This is a genomic window from Bradyrhizobium sp. CCBAU 51627, from assembly GCF_028128765.1.
In the GTDB taxonomy this organism is placed as follows: Bacteria; Pseudomonadota; Alphaproteobacteria; order Rhizobiales; family Xanthobacteraceae; genus Bradyrhizobium.
In genome coordinates this window covers 204461-227746 of record NZ_LBJG01000093.1, presented here as the reverse complement: position 1 = coordinate 227746, position 23286 = coordinate 204461, and the positions used below count along the sequence as shown (strand labels likewise).

Below are 23286 nucleotides of genomic sequence, written 5' to 3'. Positions count from 1 at the left end.
TCGCTCAGCTTACGGGTCGTCATCATATACATCCGATGATGATTACAAAAAATATATAAATTTTTCTTGCGGTATCGATTTTGTGTAATAAAAGGGCGTGCCGGTTGGGAAGGTGCGACCGGGATCGAGAAAGCCACGCGGTCTGTCCGGACAGTGGCCCGACGGAGGAGTGCGTTCATGGTCCGGTTTCCGGTGACTGCGCTGCGCAGCGTCGATCTCGGCACGCCGGATCTGGATCGGTCCGTGGCGTTCTATCGCGACGTCTGGGGCCTTTCGCTCGTCACGCGGGCGGCCGGCGTTGTTTACCTGCGCGCGACCGGCAGCGACCACCACGTCGTCGCGCTCTACCAAAGTGAGCAGCCGGAGCTTGGTGCGGTGACGTTTCGCGCAGCGCGCGCGGACGATCTCGATTCCATTGCCGCCAACGCGGTTGCCGAAGGCGCCCGGCTGATCCGCAGTCAAGCTCCGAACGATGCGCCCGATGGCGGCGTGATGCTGGCCATTGGTATACCGGATGGCGGCGTCCTACGCTTCGTTCACGACGATGTCAGTCACGCGCCGGAGCCTTCGCGAGGCGATCGGCCCGAACGGCTTGCCCACGTCAATCTCAACAGCACGGATGTCGATCGCTCCGCCGCCTTCTACGAGAGGGCGCTTGGCTTTCGGCTGACGGACCGCTCAAAGGCGATGGCGTTCGTTCGCTGCAACAGCGATCACCATGCGGTCGTGATCGCCGACGCCAAGGTCAACGGACTCAATCACGTGGCCTTCCTGATGCCGAGCCTGGAGGCGGTGATGCGAGGTTCGGGCCGCATGATTGATGCCGGTTATCCGATTGCCTGGGGCGTCGGCCGCCATGGTCCCGGCGACAACGTGTTCTCATACTTCATCGACCCCGTCGGGACCGTGATCGAATACACCGCCGAGGTGCTTCAGGTCGACGACAGCTACGTCGTGCGGGGCCCGGATCATTGGGTTTGGCCGCCCGGTCGCACCGATCAATGGGGCATCGCGCCGCCCAAGGCCGACCACGTCAAGGCAGCGCAACTGTCCGTCCGCTACGCCGCGCGGTGAGCGCGACGATATATCAACACACAAACGAGGTCTTGAAGTCAGTGTCCGGTTCGAACCCCGCGAACGATGTTCAGGTCGCCATCGTCGGCTTCGGCCCGTCCGGTGCCGTCGCCGCCAGCCTGCTCGGCGCAGAGGGTATTCGGACGCTGGCCGTCGACCGCGACCGCGCGGTCTACGACAAGCCACGCGCGATCGCGCTCGATCACGAGATCCTGCGGCTGTTCGACAATCTCGGCATTGCCGGGCAGCTCGGTCCGCATATTGCCCCGTTTCCGGCGTCGGAACATTTCGGCGCGCGCGGCCAATTGATCCGCCGCATCGACATGGTGAGCGAGCCTTATCCGCTCGGCTACACCCCGACGATGGTGTTCACCCAGCCGCCGGTCGAGGAGATCCTGCGCGCCCATGCGCGGTCCTATCCGTCGGTGGTCGTGGAGCTCGGCACCGAGCTCCGCAAGTTCGAGCAGACGCCGGATGGCGTGACGCTCGAGCTGCGCGGCGACCGGGGCGCGCGCAACGTTACGGCAGACTATGGCATCGCCTGCGATGGCGCATCGAGCGCCGTTCGCCGTCAGCTCGGGATCGGCTTTGATGATCTGGTCTTCGACGAACCCTGGCTCGTGGTCGACCTCAGGGTCAACGCATCAGGGCTTGCCAAGCTGCCGCGCACAGCGGCGCAGTTCTGCGATCCGTCACGGCCGACCACCTATATCGTCGGGCCGGGCTCGCATCGGCGCTTCGAGATCATGCTGCTGCCCGGCGAGGATCCGCGCGCGATGGAGCAGCCCGAGCAGGTCTGGCGGCTGCTGGCGCGTTGGCTCACGCCCGACGATGGGACGCTGTGGCGTGCCGCGAGCTATCGCTTTCATGCCCTTGTCGCCAGCCAATGGCGCGAGGGGCGTGTCTTCCTCGCTGGAGATGCCGCCCATCAGCAGCCGCCGTTCATCGGTCAGGGAATGTGTCAGGGCGTTCGCGACGTCGCCAATCTGGTCTGGAAGCTCGCGCGCGTCCTGCGCGGAGACTCCGGCGAGACGCTGCTCGACACCTATCAGGACGAACGCAGTGCACATGTCCGCGAGCTGACGAGCCGCATCAAGGCGATCGGCCATGTCATCTGCGAGCGCGATCCGGAAGCCGCTGCCGCCCGCGATGATCGCATCCTCGCCGAAGGCGGCGGCGTCCCGCGTACCATCACCCGCCAGGAGATCGTGCCGCCACTCAGTTGCGGGCTCCGCGCCGACGTGCCGCATGCCGCCAATGGCTCGCTGTTTCCCCAGCCATGGCTGTTGACATCAGGCGGCCGGCAATTGCTCGACGCGGCGTGTGGTGCCGGTTGGCGACTGGTACTGAAGGGCGACAGCGCGTTGGTACGCTCGCGCGCGATCGCGGGACGCGCGGCGGGAATGGGGTTGCGCCTCGTCGCGATCGCGAAGGCCGATCACGATCAGGGGCCGGACGTTCTGCGGGAAGAAAGCGGCGTGGTGACGGATTGGTTCACGCGGCACGCCTGCGCCGCCGCGATCGTGCGCCCCGATCATTACGTCTACGGCGTTGCAGCGGGCGAAGCGGGACTAGCGGCGATGCTGTCCGGTCTCGAGGCGAAGCTGCGATGAACAAAACTACCATAAGACTCAACAGGGGGAAGCGATGCCATCATCGGCGAACTTGACGAGGGGACCCGCGGTGCCTGCGCGCGCCTACGCGGTTCTCATCATGTTGTTTCTGTTCCAGACCATCAACTTCTTCGACAAGCTGGTCTTCGGCCTGTCGGCGGTGCCGATGATGAAGGAGCTGTCGCTCAGCCCGAAGGAGTTCGGCCTGATCGGCAGCAGTTTCTTCCTGCTGTTCTCGCTCTCGGGCATGGTGGTCGGACTGTTCGTCGTCGGCCGCTTCCCGGTGAAGTGGATCTTGCTGCTGCTCGCCGCGATCTGGTCGGCGACGCAGCTCCCGGTGTTCTTCTCGAGCTCCGTCGTGGTGCTGGTCGTGTGCCGCATTCTGCTCGGCGCGGGTGAGGGGCCGGGCCTGCCGACGGCTTTGCACGCCTGCTACAATTGGTTTCCCGCCGACAAGCGCAGCGTCCCGAGTGCGGTGGTGCTGCAGGGGATCAGCGTCGGGCTCCTGGCCGGCGGCCCGCTGCTGACCTACGTGATCATCAATCACGGCTGGCGTACCGGCTTTCTGGCCTGCGGCCTGCTTGGCATCGCCTGGATGATCGCCTGGAGCGTCATCGGCGGGGAGGGACCCTATGCCGCGGCGAGTATCGGAAACGATGCGCCGGCGACATCGCCGAACATCCCGGCGCGACGGCTCTGGTGCGATCCGACGGTGATCGGCGTCATCATCATGTCGACCATGTCGTACTGGATCGTCGGCATCTCCGCGACATGGCTGCCGCCGTTCCTCCAGCTCGGGCTCGGCTACAAGCCGACCGACGTCGGCTGGATCATTTCCGCGATCTACATGTTTCAGTCGCCGTTGCTGCTCAGCGGCTCCTGGATCACGCAGGTGCTTCAGCGTCGGGGCTGGAGCCTGCGCGCCTGCCTCGGCAATGCCTCCGGATTGGCGCTGCTGACCGCGGGTTGCGCACTGCTGCTCAGCATCGTGACCTCGGGCGCGCTCCAACTCGCCTGCGTGGCGATCGCCTTCGCAGCACCAAGCCTGACCACGATCTTCGGACCGGTCGCGCTTGGCGCCGTGGCGCCGGCGGCCCAGCGCGGCCGGCTGATCGTCGTGATCTATTCAGGCAATGCAGCGTCCGCGCTGTTCTCGAACGCGCTGACCGGATGGATCGTCGGCGAGGCGGGCAGCAATAGCGCGCTCGGCTATGCCCATGCCATGACGTTTACCGCCGGCATTCTCATCGTCGGCGCGATTGCCGCCTTCGCACTCATCTTCCCGGAGCGGACCATCGCGCGTTTTGCGAAGACCTCTTCGCCGTCATCTTCAGCTACTATTGTTTCGGTCACGTCGACTTGATCGGCCTATCTCGAGGACACCACATGAAATTCGCAAGCTTTGAAATCGACAACGCTGTCTCGTGGGGCCTGGTGGAGGGCGACAGCGTGGCCGATCTCGGCACCGTCCTGAAGGATCGCTATCCCGACCTCAAATCGGCGATCGCAGCCGGCGCGCTGGCCGAAGCGGCCGCCGCAACCGGCAAGGCAAAGCATCATCCGCTCTCGAAGATCACCTTCCTGCCGGTCATCCCGAACCCCGACAAGATCCTTTGCATCGGGTTGAACTACGAGAACCATCGCAAGGAGACCGGCCGCTCGGAGGTCGAGAACCCCACCGTCTTCGGTCGGTTCGCCAACAGCCAGACCGGACATCTCACCGACATCATCCGCCCCAAGGTTTCGACCCAGCTCGACTTCGAGGGCGAGCTCGCGGTGATCATCGGCAAGCCTGGCCGCTATATTTCGCGCAGCGAAGCGTGGGGGCATATCGCCGGCTATGCCTGCTACAACGAGGGCAGCGTGCGCGACTATCAGCGTCACACCCATCAGTTCACGCCGGGCAAGAACTTTCCCGCGACCGGCGGCTTCGGCCCGTATCTCGTGACGCCGAACGAGGTCGGCGATCTCGGACGCTTGCGCTTGCAGACAAGGCTCAACGGCGAGGTGGTGCAGGACACCACCATCGACCAGATGATCTTCGATATCCCGCGCCAGATCGAATATTGCTCGCAGTTCACGCGGCTCGAAGCAGGCGATGTCATCGCGACGGGCACGCCCGGCGGCGTCGGCTCCAGGCGCACCCCGCCGATCTGGATGAAGGCGGGCGATGTCGTCGAGGTCGAGATCGACAAGGTCGGCCTGCTGCGCAACGGGATTGCCGACGAAGCCTGATGTCCTCGGAAGTCACGCCGGCTTATGCGCCGCTGCTGCGCAGGATTCACTGGGCAACGGCGGTGCTCTTCATCGTAGCGATGCTGATCGGCTTCTATTGCGGACTTCAGCCGCCCGGCACGTCACCGCGCCGCGAGCTGCTGGAGGTGCACAAATCGCTCGGCTGACGCTGCTGTTCCTGTCGGTACTGCGGCTGATGGTACGCGCCGCCACGAGGATGCCGCCCGAGCCGTCCTCGTTCGGCGTGCTGGTGCGCTTCGCGGCCCGGATGAATCATCTCGCGCTCTATCTCATCCTGTTTGCGATGCCGCTCACCGGCTACGCGTTCTCCGCGGCCGGCGGCTATTCGCTAAAGTACTTCTGGACGTTCAGTTGGCCGCGCCTGGTGCGCGGTAGCCCTGGAATCGCCCATGCCGGGGAGATCGCGCACGATACGTTGGCCTATGTCGTCTATGCCGTCGTGGCCCTGCACATCGCCGCCACCGTCTGGCATGCGTTGGTGGTGCGCGATGGAACATTGGCCCGGATGTGGCCGCACCAGGGGAACGCCGAGCGCTGAGCTTGCTGGTGCCGGGGCACCGGAACGATTCACTTGGGTTAATCATTAGAGGAGGGGCGGCAGGACGCGGAGTCCTATGGAATGGGTATGCTCGATCCCGGTCGGTTTCTGGTGTCGTGCTCGCATTGCGAGACATGGCCGATGGCCGCCAACGTCAGGCGCTCGAACTGGTCGGCGTCTCCGCATGAAGTCCGCTTCGTGTGCCCACGCTGTCGCCGCGAAGAGACGGCGATCATTTCGGCCTCCGGTGAGTTGACGCCAATCAAGCGCATCGATGTTCCACTGCGAAACGTCAAGGCCGCCTGGGCTCAGGCTCAACAGCGGCCAAGAGGGCGAGCGTAGCTCGCCCGTCTCCAAGGGCCGTGAGGGCGAGCATAGCTCGCCCGTCCCAAAGCCAAGAAGGCGAGCGCAGATTGAGCCGGCGCAACTTGTCGCGGGCGCTTCGATTGACTCGCCATACGAACCACCCATAGATTGATCCCTGACGGTTCTCCTCAGGGAGATCAAAAGGGAACGTGGTGCGGGAATTTCCCAACGCCACGGCTGCCCCCGCAACTGTAAGCGGCGAATCTTTCGTCATATGCCACTGGGAATCTCGGTCCCGGGAAGGCGACGCAGAGGTCACGACCCGCGAGCCAGGAGACCTGCCGTCAGCCGTGGTCACACGCGAAGATGTCGGTCGGGGAGTGCAGACATTAGCTTCACCGGAGCAAGTGAGCGCTCTGCCGTGAAACCTCGTTCGCTGTGACGTGCCACTGACGTCATGCCGAGGTTACAAGGGTGTCCCGTATCATCTCTGCCGCCAGGCGCTTTCGCGCCGGCGTTGTCGCGTCCGTTTCCCTGTGCGCGCTCGATCCTTCCGTGGTCCAGGCACAGCAGCCGGCATCGCCCGACCTGCTGCCGCCGGTCGAGGTCGTGTCGACAGAACGTCAAGCCAGGCCGCAAGCCGCACGACGTGATCCTGACAAGCCCGCGCATCGACGTGTTGGGCGGACGCCGAAACCCGAGGTGCCCGTTGCCGGCGTCTCTGCCGCCAATTTGTTTCCCACGGTCGTCGTCAGTCCGACAGGCGTGGTCACGCCGGCCGATGTGGTTGCGAGTTCGGTGACGGTGCTGACTGCCCGCGACATGGAGCGCGATCAGCGCCGGACGGCGTCCGAGGCGCTCAGTGCCGTTCCGGGGCTCAATCTCGTCCAGACCGGCGGGCCGGGCGGACAGACCTCGATCTTCATGCGTGGAACGAACTCAAACCATACCAAGGTCCTGATCGATGGCATCGATGTCAGCGATCCCGGTAGCCCGAACCGATCGTTCGATCTCGGCAAGCTGCTCACGTCCGATCTTCAGCAGATCGAAGTGCTGCGCGGTCCGCAAAGCGGCCTCTACGGCGCCGATGCACTGGGCGGAGTGATCTCCATCGTGACGAAGAAGGGCGACGGTCCCGCCCGCGTGACGGGCTCGGTCGAGGGAGGCTCGTTCGGCACGTTCAATCAGACGACCGCGCTGAGCGGTTCGCAAGACCAGTTCAATTACGCCTTCAACGCCGCGCATTTTCACGCCAATGACGTTCCGGTGACGCCCGTCGAGCTGCTGCCGCCGGGGCGGAAGGCGATCGGCAATTCCTACGACAACATGACCTATTCGACCAAGCTCGGCACTGAAGTCAGCGAGAACCTGACGCTCAACGGCGTCGCGCGTTACACCGACGCGACCTTGCGCTTTACGGGCGACACGCTTGATCCCGCGACATTTGCGAGTTTTCCCGCTGCCACGCAAAGCACGCAGGCGGTTCACCAGCTCTTCACGCGGGGAGAGGCGGTCTGGTCCGCGCTCGACGACCGGATGAAGAGCTATTTCGGCGCCAACTACAGCAATCACTGGAATGACAACGTCTCGCCCGGCGACGCGGTACCGACCATCACAACCGGCGATCGGGTCAAATACGACTGGCACACCACGACCGAGCTAGCGCCCAACAACGATGTCATCATCGGTGCGGAGCACGAGACCGAAACGCTGCAGACCGCGACGGTCGCCGCGCAGAACGTCAACAAGGCGGGCTATATGGAGTTGCAGTCCCAGATCCGGGATCGCGTCTTCTTCACGGGCAATGTTCGCCAGGACGACCACGAGCGGTTCGGCGGGCATCCGACCTTTCGCCTGGCGTCCGCGGTCATCGCCCCGGTCATGGACACGAAATTCAGGGGGAGCTACGGCTCCGGTTTCAAGGCGCCGACGCTCAATCAGCTCTATGTCAGCTTTCCCGCGTTCTTCTTCTTTGCCAATCCAGACCTCAAGCCCGAGGAAAGCATCGGCTACGACGCCGGCTTCGAGCAGCCTTTGCTCAACGACCGTGTACGCTTCGGCTCGACCTACTTCCGAAACAACATCACGGGCCTGATCCAGAGCACGTTCGATCCCGTGACGGTCACCAGCACCAATGTGAATATCGGCAGGGCGATCACGGAGGGCACCGAAAGCTTCGTCGCGGCTGCGATCAGCGATCGCTTGCGCGTTCGCGCCGATTACACCTTCACCCGCGCCGTCGACACGACGGCGGGACTGGAGTTGCTGCGGCGTCCGAAAGAGAAATGGAGCGCAAACCTCATCTGGAGGCCGAACGATCCACTGACGCTGTCGGCGACGGTGCTGCACGTGGGAAGCTTCGTCGACGGCAGCCGCGACTTCAGCATTCCGCGCCTGCTGGCTCCGGCTTACACGGTCGTCAACGTGGCGGCGGAATATCGGGTCACCGATCAGTTCAAGGCGTTTGGCCGTATCGATAACCTCGCCAACATGCACTATCAAAATCCGACCGGCTTTCTGCAACCGGGGCTGGGTGTCTATGCCGGCATTCGCCTGGCGAATGACGATGTCAGATAGCGTAACGAGCGGAGCCTCAGGCCTGTCGCTGCGTTCCCGCAGAACGTGCTACGGATCCTGCAAGGAGATCTTTCCATGGCAGTCACCATCGTGACCCGGTTCGGGCTGACCGATGCGGTCTGGCTCAGAGGTGCGACAGCTTGAGCAGCGAGGTCCATTGGCGGGACGACATCGTCTCGCTGGTGTTTCCGGTCACCGGGCACGGTGCCATCTGCGCCGTGCACCGCGGCGCATTCCGGACACTGCTCGGCAGCGAGCCCGCACCGGAGGCCTGCCTCGGCTATTTCCGGCGGTTTGAGGCCGTCTTTCGGGCCGCCGCCGACGCCAAGATCGTCCGCCGGGGCATTTTGCCCGGGACAAGTCTGCATCTTACAAGTCGCGACATCGCTCGGAAGCTGTTAGAAGACGGCCAAATCGCCAATGGAGAATAGACCATGAGCCAGTCCCAGCTCGCCAACGCCCAGACCTCGGCCCAGATCTCGCTTCCGGTCGCCGCCGGGCAGGTGGGACGGCTGTCGCAGGCTCTGATGGCCATGGCGCTCGGCCTGTTCGCCGTCGGTATGGTCGGCTTCTCCAACATCGACGTCGTCCACAACGCCGCCCACGACGTGCGCCACTCCAACGCATTCCCCTGCCACTAACCGGGATGGCATGAGCACGTTTCGCTCGATCGTCTTCGCCTCGGTCATCTCAGGTTTCATCGTCGGTCTCGTCGTCACGGTCGTCCAGCAATTCGGCACCGTCCCCCTGATCCTGAAGGCGGAAGTCTTCGAGAAGGCGGCAGCGACGCATCATCATGATGCTCCGGTCGCGGCGGAGCCGACGGCCGCCGGCCACGACCATTCAGGCCAGGAACATGCCGCTCACGATCACGGCGACCATGAGCATGGCGCCGGCGACCATGAGCATGGCGCCGGGGCCTGGGAGCCGCGCGACGGTTTTGAACGCAATGCCTACACGGCTGCCGCAAATGTCCTGACCGCAATCGGTTTCGCGCTGCTGCTGGCCGGCTTCTTCGCCGTGCGCAGCGGCGTCACCGGCATGAGCGTGTCGTGGCACGAAGGGCTGTTGTGGGGCCTGGCGGGATTCGCCGTCTTCACCGTGGCACCCGGGCTCGGCCTGCCGCCGGAGCTGCCGGGTGTGCCCACGGCGCCGCTGCTGTCGCGCCAGATCTGGTGGCTGGCGGCCGTGCTGGCGACGGCCGGAGGGCTTGCCATGATCGCCTTCCGCCGCTCGGTGCCGGCGGCGATGTCAGGCGTGATCCTGCTGACCCTGCCGCATCTGATCGGCGCGCCGGAACTCGCCAACGTCGACACCAACGTGCCGTCGTCGCTGACGCATCAGTTCGTCACGGCGGTGACGGTGACGAGCCTGGTGTTCTGGACCCTGCTCGGCGGTGTGACCAGCGCGGTGTTCGCGCGTTTTGATCGCGGCGCGACTGTCTAGCGACTCACGCCGTCCGTCACGACATCAGTTCGTGCCAACCCGTCCAGCCGGTGTAGAGGCCGACGAAGACGATCAGGGCCGCCGAGACGTAGGGCGCGCGGTGGGCGTAGCGGCTGAAGCCGCCCCAGTGTCGTTCGACGTGTCGCAGGCTGAGGGCTGCGAGAACGCCGGCCGACACCATCGTGATCGCGAGCCCGATGCCGAAGGACAGTACCAGGACAAAGCCGAGACTGAACTGCTTCAGCTGAAGGCAAAGCAGCAGCACGGTGATGGCGGCGGGGCAGGGGATCAGTCCGCCGGTGAGCCCGAACAGAACGATCTGCAGGGTGGTCACCCTGCGCCCCCCAAAGCGCTTGCGGATGTCGGCGGCATGGGCACGGGCGTGCGCGTCGTCCTCGTCGCCGAGATCGATATGGCCATGATCGTGCTCTTCGAACAGGAGCTCGGTGGAATCGCCGGCCAGCGCGATGTGCGCCTTGAATGCGTGCGGCTCGGGAATCTCCGCGATGCTTTCGAGGTATCCATCCCGGGCAACGAAGGCGAATGTCTGCTCCGAGCCGTCCTCGCGGATCGTGGTCACCTTGATGTCGCCGGCAGCGGGAAGCGCGCCGGTCTCGCTCCTGACCCGCCAGCGAGGGGGCACGCCATCTTCGAACACGTCCAGCAGGAGCGGCAATCCGCCGAGCGAGATGGATTGCGGCTCGTCGTGGTGGTGATGGTCGTGCTCGTGCTCGTGGTTTTGATCCCGCCAGGTGCGCCAGACCATCCAGCCGGCGATGCCGACGATGACGACGGCGGAAGCCAGTTGCAGCCAGGCTTCGCTGCGTTCGCCCGATAATTCCCGGCCGAAATGGAGCCCCGCGAGGGCGACCGCCCAGACGATCGCGGTATGGGAGATGGTCGCCGACAGGCCGAGCAACACGGCCTGAAGCACCGTTCCCCTGATGGCGATGATGAACGCGGCCATCATGGTCTTGGAATGCCCGGGCTCCAGGCCATGCAGGGCGCCGAGCAGGATGGCGCTGGGCACGAACAGCCATGCGTGCGCGCTGCTCTGTTGGAGCAGCTGAGATAGGTCGGTCATTTCTTCACTTCAAATAGGTTCGAACGACGTCGATGAGGTCGGCAGCGCCCTTGGCCTTTTCCGGATCCTTCTCGTGGGCGGGATCCACGACGTGATGGCGGATATGATCTTCCAGCAGCTCGGTGGTGAGACCACTGATCGCGCCCTTCACCGAAGCCACCAGCATCAGCACATCGGCGCAGCCGATCTCCGATTCGAGCGCGCGCTCGACGGCTTCCAGTTGCCCCTTGATGCGCCGGACGCGGCCGATGAGCTTCGACTTGTGTTTGATCGTGTGGGACATGGGCGTAAGATAGGGGGGTACCCTATAATTGTCAAACCCGTCCTCTGCCGAAATTCGGAATTGCCAAAGCGTTGCAGGGCCGGTTCGTCCGTGACGCAAGGCGCGGGCGAAACGCGATGGTGAGAAGGTGGGTCTGCATCTGTCACCGCCCGCGAAGGCGGGCATGGCCTTGCCAGCGGAGAGGGCGACTCAGTCATGGTTGCTCGTCATCGCCGCAAAGTGGGTCGCGCGCCTCACGCCGTGAAATCAGAGATTGTGGATTGTCATCTTCATGACGGTATCAAGGTAAGCGGATCCGTGTCTTCCCGGTCACGATTGTGCTGTTCTCGCAACATTCCCGTGTGATTTAACCCTTATCGCAGCTCGTTCGCATCAGCGCCGCTTTTTGGCCACACCCGAACATGAATAAAATCGCTCTAATGTTTCAGGAGCTGGGCTCGCTCCTTGCAGGCGGCGGAAATTCCAAGGTCGATTCAAATCTTGGGTCTGATTTTCCCGGTCTGACAAGGGTTGGCCAAGGAAACTGGACCAGGAAACTGGACCAAGGAAACTGGTCGCGATGGACGCCAAGACCAACATAAAGAACAGGCTGCCGAGCCGTCACGTGACGGAAGGGCCGGCGCGCGCGCCCCATCGCTCCTACTTCTACGCCATGGGTCTGACCTCCGAGCAGATCCATCAACCTTTCGTCGGTGTTGCCTCGTGCTGGAACGAGGCTGCTCCCTGCAACATCGCCCTGATGCGCCAGGCACAGGCGGTGAAGAAGGGCGTCGCGTCTGCCGGCGGCACGCCGCGCGAATTCTGCACCATCACCGTCACCGACGGCATCGCCATGGGCCATGACGGCATGCGCTCCTCGCTGCCGTCGCGCGAGTGCATCGCCGACTCCGTCGAACTGACCGTGCGCGGCCACGCCTATGACGCGCTGGTCGGTCTTGCCGGCTGCGACAAGTCGCTGCCGGGCATGATGATGGCGATGGTTCGTCTCAACGTGCCGTCGATCTTCATCTATGGCGGCTCGATCCTCCCGGGCAATTTCCGTGGCCAGCAGGTCACCGTGCAGGACATGTTCGAGGCGGTCGGCAAGCACTCGGTCGGTGCGATGTCCGACGAGGACCTCGACGAGATCGAGCGCGTGGCGTGTCCCTCGGCGGGCGCCTGCGGCGCGCAGTTCACCGCCAACACCATGGCGACCGTGTCGGAAGCGATCGGCCTCGCGCTGCCTTACTCGGCCGGTGCTCCGGCACCGTATGAGATCCGCGACGCTTTCTGCATGACGGCGGGCGAGAAGGTGATGGAGCTGATCGCGTCCAACATCCGGCCGCGCGACATCGTCACGCGCAAGGCGCTGGAGAACGCGGCGGCCGTGGTCGCCGCCTCCGGCGGCTCGACCAATGCTGCGTTGCACTTGCCGGCGATCGCGCACGAGGCCGGCATCAAGTTCGACCTGTTCGACGTCGCCGAAATCTTCAAAAAGACACCTTATGTCGCGGATTTGAAGCCGGGCGGCCGTTATGTCGCCAAAGACATGTTTGAAGTAGGTGGCATACCGCTTCTGATGAAGACGCTGCTCGACAACGGCTTCCTGCACGGTGATTGCCTTACCGTCACGGGCCGCACGATCGCCGAAAACCTCAAGAGCGTGAAGTGGAATTCGCACCAGGACGTGGTGCACCCGGCAGACAAGCCCATCACCGTGACAGGCGGTGTGGTCGGTCTGAAGGGCAATTTGGCGCCAGAAGGTGCGATCGTGAAAGTCGCGGGAATGTCCAACCTCAAGTTTACCGGTCCGGCCAGGTGCTTCGACCGGGAGGAGGATGCTTTCGAGGCGGTTCAGAAGCGCACCTACCGGGAAGGCGAAGTCATCGTGATCCGCTACGAGGGCCCGAAGGGCGGCCCCGGCATGCGGGAGATGCTCCAGACCACCGCCGCGCTGACCGGCCAGGGCATGGGCGGCAAGATCGCGCTCATCACCGATGGCCGCTTCTCCGGCGCCACCCGCGGCTTCTGCATCGGCCATGTCGGGCCCGAGGCTGCGGTCGGTGGCCCGATCGGGCTGCTCGAGGACGGCGACATCATCGAGATCGACGCCGTGGTCGGTACCCTTAACGTAAAATTGAGTGACGCTGAGCTCGCTCAGCGCAAGACCAAATGGAGCGCTCGCGCGACTAACCACACGTCGGGTGCGCTCTGGAAATATGCCCAGCAGGTTGGACCAGCGGTCGGGGGGGCAGTGACCCATCCTGGCGGTGCGCACGAGAAACAGTGTTATGCGGACATCTAGGCGTGCCATTGTTGCGTTTGTGTTGGGGGCTGGCGTGCTGGCTGCACCGGCGCTCGCCTTCGACGGTGCGCCGGTCAATCCGAAGGATGCGACCATCCCTGTCGTGACCACATTGCCCGGTGCCGCGGGTGCGGTGCGCAAGTTGGCACCGCCGGTTGAGCCTCAGGATACCTCGGTCAGGGCCCTGGAATTTGCCGCCGAGGGCGGTCACCCGGTCGCACAATGGATGCTCGGCCGCATGTACGCCAGTGGCGACCGCGTGGCCCGGGACGACCTGCGCGCCTTCGATTATTTCAGCCAGGTTGCCAATGCGCATGCCGAGGACCTCCCGTCGACGCCACAGGCGCAGGTGGTGGCCAACGCCTTCGTCGCGCTCGGGCGCTATTATCTCAGCGGCATCCCGAACTCGAAGGTGAAGGCCGATCCTGACAGGGCCCGGGAGATGTTCTCCTATGCCGCCTCATATTTCGGCAACGCGGATGCCCAATACGATCTGGCCCGGCTCTATCTGAAGACGCCGGACGCCTCGCGCGAGGATTTCCGCTATGGCGCGCGCTGGCTCGGCCTTGCCGCCCAGAAGGGCCAGCACGAGGCCCAGGCGCTGCTCGGCCAGATGCTGTTCAATGGCGACCGCCTGCCGCGGCAGGCCGCGCGTGGCCTGATGTGGCTGACCCTGGCGCGTGACAGCGCCAGCGCCGACGAGACCTGGATCAAGGAAAACTACAACCGCGCCTTCGCCAAGGCCTCAGTCGACGACCGCGCCATGTGCCTGCAAATGCTGGAACAGTGGGTGCAGGGGCGCCGCGAGTAGGCGTCAGCCTCGATGCCGTAGGATGGGCAAAGGCGCTTGGCGCCGTGCCCACCATCCCTCCGCGATCTCGATCTGAAGGGGTGGGCACGCTTCGCTTTGCCCCCACCCGACTGCCGCTCTTCGAGCCGCTCCGGGAATGGACGGTGCTGGCTCCTATGCCGCCTCCAGATCCAGATCCGCCCACACCGGTACGTGGTCCGACGGCTTCTCCCAGGCCCGCACATAGCTGTCGATGCCGACATTGGCGAGCCGGTCGCTGGCCTGGGGCGATAGCAGGAGATGGTCGATGCGCAGGCCCTGGTTCTTCTGCCAGGCGCCGGCCTGATAGTCCCAGAACGTGTACAGCCCTGGGGCGTCGGTCACGGCGCGCAGCGCATCGGTCAGGCCGAGGCCGAGCAGGGACTGGAAGCTCTCGCGCGTCTCGGCCTTGAACAGCGCATCCTCGGTCCAGGCCGCGGGGTTGTGGACGTCGCGGGCATGCGGGATGACGTTGAAGTCGCCCGCGAGGATCAGCGGCTCCTCGGTCTTAAGACGCTCCTTCGAATACTCAAGAAGCCGCGACATCCATTTGAGCTTGTAGGGATATTTCTGGGTGCCGACCGGATTGCCATTGGGCAGATAGAGGCAGGCGATGCGCAGCACCCCGCGCTTCAGCGTCACCACGCCCTCGAGGAAGCGTGCGTGCGTGTCTTCGTCGTCGCCGGCGAGCCCCGACTTGGTCTCGTCGAATTTCAGCTTGGAGAGCAGCGCGACGCCGTTGAACGTCTTCTGCCCATGCGTGACCACGTTGTAGCCCAGCGCCTCGATCTCCAGTCTCGGAAACGCCTCGTCGACGCATTTGATCTCCTGGAGGCAGACGATGTCCGGCTGACAATCCTTCAGCCACGTCAGGAGGAGATCGATCCGCTGCCGGACCGAATTCACGTTCCAGGTGGCAACTCTGATGGGCATGGGGGGCGGCTCCGGGCAGGGGCCATGGTTAGAACAAACTGCCAACGCGCCCGTCAAGGACGACGCAAAATCTCCCACAAAATTAACCCGGCTTAAGCAGGCGGCAGGTCTTTGATCGTCAAAAGGTTCCTCGGATGGGATGGCCGGAAAAATCCATGACGCGAACTGAGCCGCGCGACGGTCTGATCGGTGGATTCCTGTACAGGCTCGGCGGCATCGAGATCGAGGATGGCCTCACCGCCGATCTCAGCGAGCGCGAGCTGCGCCGGATCCGCGCCAAGCAGATCGACGCGGTGACGAAGGCCATCCCGGTGACGATGGCCGTCACCATGCTCAACGTCGCCATCGTGCTGATCCTGTTCTGGGGCAGGGGCTGGAACGATTTCCTCGCGATCTGGGGCGCAACCCTCACGGCCGTTGCCGCGCTCGCGCTGCGCGCATGGACGCGCACGCATCGGAATCCACCGCAGGAAGCGTCGCCGCGCGCCGCGCGGCAGATGCTGCGGCAGGCATTCTTCCTCGCGGCGATCTGGGGCACGCTGCCGCTCGCCTTGTTCCGCCTGTTAGAGCCGACCAGCCAGCTGATCCTGGCCTGCCTGATGGTCGGCATGATGTCCGGCGGCGCCTTCACGCTGTCGACCTACCCGCGTGCGGGCCTCATCTACCTCGCGACCATCACGATCGCCTGCACCGGCACGCTGTTGCTCTGCAGCACCGGGCCGTATCTGGTGACGGCGGTCTTCCTGCTGCTGTTCGCGTTTTTCATGGCGCGCAACATCGTTTCACAGGGCAATCTGTTCCTCGGCAATCTCAAGGCCCGGCTCGAGCTCGAACGCCAGACCGAGATCATTTCACTGCTGCTGAAGGACTTTCAGGAGAACGCCAGCGACTGGCTGTGGCAGACCGATGCCGAGGGGCGTCTTACGGACGTGCCGCAACGCTTCGCCGACGTCGCGCAGTTGCCCCTTCCGCTGCTGAAGGGGGCGTCTTTCGCCGACGTGCTCGACATGCTCTGTCCTGACGACAAGGCGGCCGCCTACAACATCGTCGGCCTGATGGAGCATGGCGAGCCGTTGCACGAGATGAACCTCAAGGTCGTCACTGGCGGCGATGCACGGCTGTGGTCGCTGACCGCAAAGCCTGCCTATGACCGCGACGGCCAGTTTCTCGGCTATCGCGGCTTCGGCCGTGACGTCACCGAACGCTGGCGCGCCGAGAAGGCCGAAGCCGAGAGCCGCGCGAAGTCGGATTTCCTCGCCGTGATGAGCCACGAGATCCGCACGCCCATGAACGGCGTGCTCGGGCTCGCCAGCATGCTGCTGGAGACAGAGCTCGATCCGGAGCAGCACGAGGCCGTCACCACGATCCGCGAGTCCGGCGACAACCTCCAGCGCATCCTCAACGACATCCTCGACCTTTCCAAGCTCGAGGCCGGACGCTTCCAGTTCGAGGTCATCGAATTTGCGCCGCAGACGCTCGTCGACACGGTTGCAACCGTCGTGCGCGCGAGCGCCAAGGGCAGGGGGCTCGCCGTCAAGGTCGAGCTGGATCCGAACCTGCCGCCGACGCTGCGCGGCGACGTCGCGCGCATCCGGCAGGTGCTGCTCAATCTTGCCTCCAATGCGGTGAAGTTCACCGACCATGGCGAGGTGATGATCAAGGCCATGTGCCAGGCGCGGCGCGATCTGCTCGCGACCGTCGAATGGACGGTCACCGACAGTGGGATCGGCATCGCGCCCGAGAAGCTCGGACAGCTGTTCTCCGACTTCGCCCAGGCCGACGCCTCGATCAGCCGCCGCTTCGGCGGCACTGGCCTCGGGCTTGCGATCTCCCGCCGCATCATCGAGCAGATGGGCGGCACCATCGGCGTCACCTCGACGCCGGGCGAGGGCTCGACCTTCCGCTTCACGCTGGTGCTGCCCTGGAGCCAGGCGCAGACCTCCGACCAGGATGCGGGCCGCGACGAGGTCGACGATCTCAAGGCCCGGATTGCGAGTCTCGACCGGCCGCTGAAGGTGCTGGTCGCGGAGGACGACGCCGTCAACCGCATGGTCGTAAGCAAGATGCTGGGCACCTTCGACGTCGAGCTCAAGGTCGTCACCGACGGCGTCGAGGCTGTGACGGCCGTGTCCGAAGGCGATTACGACGTCGTGCTGATGGACGTGCGCATGCCTGACATGGATGGCCTGGCCGCAACCCGGGCGATCCGCGCGGAAGGCGGGCGCTTCGCGGCCTTGCCGATCATCGCGCTGACCGCCAACGCCTTCTCCGACGACGTCAAGGTCTGCCGCGGGGCCGGCATGTCGGACTTCCTTGCAAAACCGCTGCGCAAGCCCGCGCTGGCCGCAGCCTTGCTGCGCGCGCTGGATGGCCACGTGATGACGGAGGAAGCGCCGCTTCAACCGGATCTGATGCCTGATGAGGTGGAGTGGACGGACGAGGAAAGGCAGCTGACGGGCGCCTAGGCGGCCGTTACAGCTTTCCACGGACGCGCGCGGCGACTGCCTTCAGGGCGCTCGACCGACCCGGACTCCGGATGCGGCTTGACGCTCCGTGGGGACATGACTGCCGGTGGGCTTGTGCTCCACCGGATATGAAGCCAGTCTGCCGCAATGACAAGGCGTCTGCCGAACGGCGATCAGGCACTCCTCGATATGCGCAAAATCGAGGACTATTGTTTGGACCCGTCGCATCCGCGGGCCGGCACAAAGCCCGGGTATTTCGCGAAGCCCTTGGCCTTCAACGCAGCGATGCATCGTGGCTGCGCGATGCTCTGCTCGAAGCGGCACAATCCAGCGAAGCCTTCCTGGATGGAGAGGGGCCTTGGGGGACGCATTGGCGCCTCGATACGACCGTGAGGCGACAGGGGAAGAGTGTTGTGGTAAGAACAATCTGGATCATACGAACCGGCGAGAGGGTGCCGAGGTTCGTCACCTGCTGGGTGTTGTGATGAGAACGAAAAGGGCCAAGAACAAGGACCGTCCGTTCTGGACGTGGTGGCATTGCTGACGGACCTTCCCGCGCAGCAGCTTGCCCGTGGGCAGGTCGGTACCGTCGTTGAACAGCTTGACGACAAATCGCTGCTCGTGGAGTTCAGCGACGACCAAGGTCGTGCCTACGCGATTACGGCTTGCCCGATGGCCGAATTGCTCATCCTGCACTATGTCCCGGAAGCCGCCTGAGCGTCATACGGCAGGGCAGAACTGGTGCCCTCAGCGGTCCACACAATGCTCTGGCCAAGATGAGCAGACGGCGCGCCAGCTGATATGGCGGTGACAGTGCTGGATTGCACCCGGCCGTAGGCGCCGTCACAGCTTTCCATAGACCCGCGCGGCGACTATCTTCAGGCGCTCGACCGAGCCTGACTCCGGATGCGGCTTGACCGGTGCGAACAGGATGGAAGCCTGCTTGCCGTTCTTCCAGACATAGATGGTGTCAGCGTTGCCGTTGCCCTTGGTGCAGGAATGCTCGCCGAACGCTTCACTGCCGAGTTCGGGGATCGCGACGTGCTGGCAGGGACCTGCGCGCTTCATCATGCTGATGGCCGTGTCGCGTGAAGTCGCGATGACAGCGACCACCATGGTGTTGGCCTCGCGATCGAACATCATGCAACTGCCCGCGCCGGTCCGCTGGACCTGCAACGTGCTCTTGTCGAGGAAGCCGTCGGCGTCCGCGGCGGTGAGCCATTCGCAGTCGCCGAACCGCTCGCTGGTCTTGCTCATATTTCCGACGGCAACACGCGCGACCTGGGTGAGGGGACCGAGGAGCGCGTCGTCGGCGCGCCGGCCGATCGGATAGACGCTGATCTGCAGAATGTAATCGCCGGACAGAGCGAGAACCGACGCCTCCTGGCGCTGCGCGTCGGCGGCGGTCGTCCCGCGCTGGCCGTCATCGCCGATTCCCGCGACCGCGCTGAGCGGCATGCGCTCACCGAGCGTCTTGACGAAGGTCGCATACAATTTCTTGGCGCGGTCCTTGTCGGGATTGCGGAACACGGTCAGCATCATCGTATCACCGCGCCCGGCCTGATAGATGCAGCCGCGGCCGTCCTGATTTGAAATCAGCGACCATTTGAGCGCTGGCATCGCGCCGGCGAGCTCCTTGGCGCTGATGAACGGGCAGGTTTCGGCAGCGCGGGCGGGAGCCACTTGGGCGGCTCCGATTGCAAGGAAGAGAACGAGGCTACAGAACAGACGAACGATCGTGTGCATTGAAAAATTGCTACCGCTATTGGCACCCCTGACGAGATTCGAACTTGCTCGAAGGATTGGCTACGGCAGGGGCGCTTCGGCATCGGGCTGTATCGAACCCGCCGAGTGTGTCCAGTCGAGCTCCCGATTGAGGGACCTCGCAATGATCACATCACATCTTACCCCTGTTTTGCCCGTCGCGTCAAACGCTATTCGTAAAAGCCGAAATGCGCCGGCCGGCGTACCGGCTACTGTGCATGGGGTTGTTTTGCAGATTTTGAGTGGGGCTAGATCGAGAAGCTGGTGCCGCAGCCGCAGGACGCCGTCGCGTTGGGGTTATTGACGCGGAACGAAGCGCCAATCAGATCGTCGACGAAATCGACCTGCGAGCCCGCCAGGAAGGGCTGCGAGGCGGAATCGACCAGCACCACCGCATTGTCCTGCTCGATTACGAGATCGTCGTCTGTGCGGTCGCGGTCGATGTCGAACTTGTACTGGAAGCCGGAACAGCCGCCGCCCTCGACCGAGATGCGCAGCATCGCGCCAGACCCTTCGCCCTTGAGGATCTCCCCGATCCGGCGTGCGGCGCGGTCACTGATGGTCACGGCAGTCGTCATCTCAGGTCTCCGATCGTCCGGCGTCATACCCAATTCATTTGGTATCCCGCCTTCGGCATAGTTAAGTGCAAGGATACGCAGAATCAAATGGATAGGGACTAAATTCGTCGTGTCCGTCGGAATGGCAGCCCCCCGCGCGCCCTATGCCTGCGATCCCGATCGCAGCCGCGGCCGGCTGGTCGCCGAACCCCCGAGCCGGACCCGGAGCCCGTTCCGGCGCGATTGCGACCGGGTAATCCATTCGACGGCGTTTCGCCGGCTCAAGTACAAGACCCAGGTGTTCGTGTTCCACGAGGGCGACCACTACCGGACCCGGCTGACCCATTCGCTGGAAGTGGCCCAGATCGCCCGCGCGCTGGCCCGGCAGCTCGGGCTGGACGAGGATCTCACGGAAACGCTGGCACTCGCCCATGATCTCGGCCATCCGCCGTTCGGCCATGCCGGCGAGCGGGCGCTGGACGCATGCCTGAAGGATTTCGGCGGCTTCGACCACAATGCCCAGACGCTGCGCGTCGTTACCGCCCTGGAGCACCGCTACCCCGAATTCGACGGGCTGAACCTGACCTGGGAATCGCTGGAGGGCATCGTCAAGCACAACGGTCCGCTGACCGATCGCGGCGGCGCGCCCGTTGGCCGCTATCGCGAGCACGGCGTTCCCGTCGGCATCGCCGACTACATCAAGACCTACGACCTCGAATTGTGGAGCTTCGCCTCGCTGGAGGCGCAGGTCGCGGCCATTGCGGACGATATCGCCTACGACGCCCACGACATCGATGATGGTCTGCGCGCCGGCCTGTTCCACCTCGACGATCTCAAGGTCATGCCGCTCACCGCAGAGATCATCGCCGAGACCTCGGCGCACTATCCTGGTCTCGAGGCTGTCAGGCGCGGGGCTGAGCTGGTGCGCGAGCTGATCTCGCATCTGATTGGCTCGGTGTTTGCCGAGGCGCGGAAGAACATTGCCGCCATCGGGCCGCAATCGGCCCAGGACGTGCGCCAGCAGAGCCGGGCGCTGATCGCGTTTCCGCCTGAAGTCGCCGAGGAGGAGGCCGCCATCAAGACCTTCCTCTACGGGCACATGTACCGCCACAAGCGCGTGATGCGGGTGATGGCCGAGGCGGAACAGATCGTGTTCGACCTGTTCGCGAAATATCTGGCGTCGCCGGCCGACCTGCCGCCGGAATGGCTCGTCGGGGCCGAGGTGGACAATGAGGGCGACCGGGCCCGCCGGATCGGCAATTTCATTGCCGGAATGACCGACCGTTTCGCCCTGACCGAGCACCAGCGGCTCTTTGACTCGACCCCGGATTTGCGTTAGGCGGCGGCCATGCCCGAGACATCCTCAGCACTGCATCTGTTCGCCGACGTGCTCGCACGCGTGCACGCCGCCTGCCGCGCGCTCGCGGCGGAAGCCAACTGGCCCGAGGACGTCGATTTCTCACGCGTGGTGGTCGAGCCGCCGCGCGACGCCTCCCATGGCGACATGGCGACCAACGCCGCCATGGTGCTGGCGAAAGAGGCAAAAACAAAGCCCCGTGACCTCGCCGGGCAGATCGCCGAGAAGCTCCGTGCTGATGCGCTGATCGCGAAGGTCGATGTTGCCGGTCCCGGCTTCATCAACCTCACCCTGAAGCCCGCCGCCTGGGCCGAGGCGCTCCGGACGGTGCTGCGCGAGGGGGCTGACTATGGTCGCGTGCGCGGCGGCTCCAAGGTCAATGTCGAATACGTCTCGGCCAATCCGACGGGACCGATGCATGTCGGTCATTGCCGCGGCGCCGTGTTCGGCGACGCGCTGGCGAGCCTGCTCCAGTTCGGCGGCCATGACGTCACCCGCGAATATTACATCAATGACGCCGGCGCCCAGGTCGACGTGCTCGCACGCTCCGCGTTCCTCAGGTACCGCGAGGCGCTTGGCGAGGACATCGGTGCGATCCCGGAAGGTCTCTATCCCGGCGACTATCTGAAGCCGGTGGGGCAGGTGCTTGCGAAGGAGCATGGCGACAAGTTGCGCGCGAAGAGTGAGGCCGAGTGGCTTCCCGTCGTCCGCGCCAAGGCGATCGCGATGATGATGGATGAGATCAAGAACGATCTCGCCGCCCTCAATATTCATCACGATGTGTTCTTCTCTGAGCGCTCCCTGATCGAGGGCGGCAACAACAAGGTTGCCGAGACCATCGATTTCCTGAAGGCCAAGGGCGACATCTACGAAGGCCGCCTCCCGCCACCAAAGGGCGCGCCGGTCGAGGACTGGGAAGACCGCGAGCAGCTGCTGTTCAAGGCGACTGCCTATGGCGACGACGTCGATCGCCCGCTGATCAAGTCGGACAATTCCTACACCTACTTCGCTTCCGACATCGCCTACCACAAGAACAAGTTCGACCGCGGTTTTGCGGAGATGATCGACGTCTGGGGCGCCGATCATGGCGGCTACATCAAGCGCATGCAGGCGGCGGTGAAGGCGACGACGTCGGGCAAGGGATCGCTCGACGTCAAGATCGTCCAGCTCGTGAAGCTCTTGCGCAACGGCGAGCCGGTGAAAATGTCCAAGCGGAGCGGGGACTTCGTCACGCTGCGTGAGGTGGTGGATGAAGTCGGCCAGGACGCCGTCCGCTTCATGATGCTCTACCGCAAGAACGACGCGGTGCTGGACTTCGACCTCGCCAAGGTCATGGAACAATCGCGCGACAACCCGGTGTTCTACGTCCAGTACGGCCATGCCCGCGGCCACTCGATTTTCCGCAATGCCCGGGCTGAGTTGTTCCCGGACCTGCCCGAGGATGCCGAGAAGCGGATCGCCTGGCTCAGTGAGTCGGCGGTGGAACGGCTGTCGGACCCCGTCGAACTCGATCTTCTTAAGCGCCTCGCAATTTATCCGAGGATGCTGGAAGCTGCCGCTGCGGCCCATGAGCCGCACCGTATTGCCTTTTATCTCTATGACTTAGCGAGTGAATTTCACGCACTTTGGACGAAAGGGCGCGATTTGCCCTATTTACGCTTCATTATCAATAATGATGCAGATCTTACAAAGGCGCGGCTGGCCATGGTCCAGGGCGTCGTCTCTGTCCTGGCATCGGGCCTCGCCATCCTCGGCGTCCATGCTCCGGACGAGATGCGGTAGTTTGGGGCGAACTACTTAAGGGGAATGTTGGGGGTACCGGCAGAAGCCGGGTCGCTTAGACTTGGTTCAAAGCCTTGTGGGTCGAAAGCCGCGCCTTGGTCGAGGGGCGCGCGGCTTTCCCGAAGGGACGCATCATCA

General features: G+C 64.2%; 22 protein-coding genes and 1 riboswitch. Of the genes, 17 read left to right on the top strand and 5 right to left on the bottom strand.

Annotated elements, in window-relative coordinates; translation table 11 throughout:
* Positions 1-177 precede the first annotated feature (177 nt).
* The 10 genes from XH88_RS38610 (at position 178) to XH88_RS38565 (ending at position 9810) form a co-directional block, all read left to right on the top strand.
* Complete coding sequence (locus tag XH88_RS38610; protein WP_271673383.1) at positions 178-1074, top strand: VOC family protein; 897 nt, start codon at positions 178-180, stop codon at positions 1072-1074.
* A gap of 41 nt (positions 1075-1115) precedes the next feature.
* Complete coding sequence (locus XH88_RS38605; RefSeq protein ID WP_271673382.1) at positions 1116-2687, top strand: bifunctional 3-(3-hydroxy-phenyl)propionate/3-hydroxycinnamic acid hydroxylase; 1572 nt, start codon at positions 1116-1118, stop codon at positions 2685-2687.
* Positions 2688-2787: 100 nt separating this feature from the next.
* Positions 2788-4050 carry an MFS transporter gene (locus XH88_RS38600; protein WP_333909295.1) on the top strand — a complete coding sequence of 421 codons (1263 nt, stop codon included), beginning with the start codon at positions 2788-2790 and terminating at the stop codon, positions 4048-4050.
* A 23-nt stretch (positions 4051-4073) separates the two neighbouring features.
* Complete coding sequence (locus XH88_RS38595; protein WP_271673380.1) at positions 4074-4922, top strand: fumarylacetoacetate hydrolase family protein; 849 nt, start codon at positions 4074-4076, stop codon at positions 4920-4922.
* Positions 4922-5089, top strand: coding sequence for a cytochrome b/b6 domain-containing protein (locus XH88_RS38590; RefSeq protein ID WP_271673379.1), 168 nt, complete (start codon positions 4922-4924; stop codon positions 5087-5089). Before XH88_RS38595 ends, XH88_RS38590 begins: the two co-directional genes overlap by 1 nt.
* A gap of 29 nt (positions 5090-5118) precedes the next feature.
* Positions 5119-5481: a cytochrome b gene (locus XH88_RS38585; protein ID WP_271673378.1), complete on the top strand. Its 363-nt coding sequence runs from the start codon at positions 5119-5121 to the stop codon at positions 5479-5481.
* Positions 5482-5949: 468 nt separating this feature from the next.
* Positions 5950-6147, top strand: a riboswitch (cobalamin riboswitch).
* Positions 6148-6261: 114 nt separating this feature from the next.
* Positions 6262-8364, top strand: coding sequence for a TonB-dependent receptor plug domain-containing protein (locus XH88_RS38580; protein WP_271673377.1), 2103 nt, complete (start codon positions 6262-6264; stop codon positions 8362-8364).
* Positions 8365-8504: 140 nt separating this feature from the next.
* Positions 8505-8795, top strand: a complete 291-nt coding sequence (locus tag XH88_RS38575; RefSeq protein ID WP_271673376.1) for a hypothetical protein — start codon at positions 8505-8507, stop codon at positions 8793-8795.
* Between the two features lie 3 nt (positions 8796-8798).
* Entirely contained in the window at positions 8799-9005 is a 207-nt protein-coding gene (locus tag XH88_RS38570; protein WP_271673375.1) for a CbtB domain-containing protein, read from the top strand.
* Positions 9006-9015: 10 nt separating this feature from the next.
* On the top strand, positions 9016-9810 hold the full coding sequence (locus XH88_RS38565) for a CbtA family protein (RefSeq protein ID WP_271673374.1): 795 nt from the start codon (positions 9016-9018) through the stop codon (positions 9808-9810).
* A 16-nt stretch (positions 9811-9826) separates the two neighbouring features.
* Here the strand turns inward: XH88_RS38565 and XH88_RS38560 are convergent, their stop codons facing one another.
* Positions 9827-10894: a nickel/cobalt efflux transporter gene (locus XH88_RS38560; RefSeq protein ID WP_271673373.1), complete on the bottom strand. Its 1068-nt coding sequence runs from the start codon at positions 10892-10894 to the stop codon at positions 9827-9829.
* A 4-nt stretch (positions 10895-10898) separates the two neighbouring features.
* Positions 10899-11177 carry a metal/formaldehyde-sensitive transcriptional repressor gene (locus tag XH88_RS38555; RefSeq protein ID WP_063706516.1) on the bottom strand — a complete coding sequence of 93 codons (279 nt, stop codon included), beginning with the start codon at positions 11175-11177 and terminating at the stop codon, positions 10899-10901.
* A gap of 559 nt (positions 11178-11736) precedes the next feature.
* On the opposite strand from XH88_RS38555, the gene ilvD reads away from it, so the two are divergent.
* On the top strand, positions 11737-13461 hold the full coding sequence (gene ilvD / locus XH88_RS38550) for a dihydroxy-acid dehydratase (RefSeq protein ID WP_271673372.1): 1725 nt from the start codon (positions 11737-11739) through the stop codon (positions 13459-13461).
* On the top strand, positions 13448-14272 hold the full coding sequence (locus XH88_RS38545; RefSeq protein ID WP_271673371.1) for a tetratricopeptide repeat protein: 825 nt from the start codon (positions 13448-13450) through the stop codon (positions 14270-14272). The genes ilvD and XH88_RS38545 overlap by 14 nt, the downstream gene beginning before the upstream one ends.
* Before the next feature lie 153 nt (positions 14273-14425).
* Here the strand turns inward: XH88_RS38545 and xth are convergent, their stop codons facing one another.
* Complete coding sequence (gene xth, locus XH88_RS38540; protein ID WP_271673370.1) at positions 14426-15223, bottom strand: exodeoxyribonuclease III; 798 nt, start codon at positions 15221-15223, stop codon at positions 14426-14428.
* Between the two features lie 134 nt (positions 15224-15357).
* Between xth and XH88_RS38535 the strand changes: the two genes are divergently transcribed.
* The 3 genes from XH88_RS38535 (at position 15358) to XH88_RS38530 (ending at position 18405) form a co-directional block, all read left to right on the top strand.
* Entirely contained in the window at positions 15358-17688 is a 2331-nt protein-coding gene (locus XH88_RS38535) for a hybrid sensor histidine kinase/response regulator (protein WP_271673369.1), read from the top strand.
* Positions 17689-17759: 71 nt separating this feature from the next.
* Positions 17760-18173, top strand: a complete 414-nt coding sequence (locus XH88_RS39385; protein ID WP_442868523.1) for a DUF6883 domain-containing protein — start codon at positions 17760-17762, stop codon at positions 18171-18173.
* Positions 18174-18216: 43 nt separating this feature from the next.
* Positions 18217-18405 carry a DUF4926 domain-containing protein gene (locus XH88_RS38530; protein ID WP_333909294.1) on the top strand — a complete coding sequence of 63 codons (189 nt, stop codon included), beginning with the start codon at positions 18217-18219 and terminating at the stop codon, positions 18403-18405.
* Positions 18406-18531: 126 nt separating this feature from the next.
* Here XH88_RS38530 and XH88_RS38525 read toward each other — a convergent pair whose 3' ends face one another.
* Positions 18532-19434 (bottom strand): hypothetical protein, encoded by a 903-nt coding sequence (locus XH88_RS38525; protein ID WP_333909293.1) that lies wholly within the window; start codon positions 19432-19434, stop codon positions 18532-18534.
* Between the two features lie 266 nt (positions 19435-19700).
* Positions 19701-20030 (bottom strand): iron-sulfur cluster insertion protein ErpA, encoded by a 330-nt coding sequence (gene erpA / locus XH88_RS38520; RefSeq protein WP_011087527.1) that lies wholly within the window; start codon positions 20028-20030, stop codon positions 19701-19703.
* A 109-nt stretch (positions 20031-20139) separates the two neighbouring features.
* Here erpA and XH88_RS38515 point away from each other — a divergent pair, with 109 nt between their 5' ends.
* A complete protein-coding gene (locus XH88_RS38515) occupies positions 20140-21348 on the top strand; it encodes a deoxyguanosinetriphosphate triphosphohydrolase (RefSeq protein ID WP_271673367.1) in 1209 nt (402 codons plus the stop codon).
* Between the two features lie 9 nt (positions 21349-21357).
* Entirely contained in the window at positions 21358-23148 is a 1791-nt protein-coding gene (gene argS / locus XH88_RS38510) for an arginine--tRNA ligase (RefSeq protein WP_271673366.1), read from the top strand.
* The last annotated feature ends 138 nt before the right edge of the window (positions 23149-23286 follow it).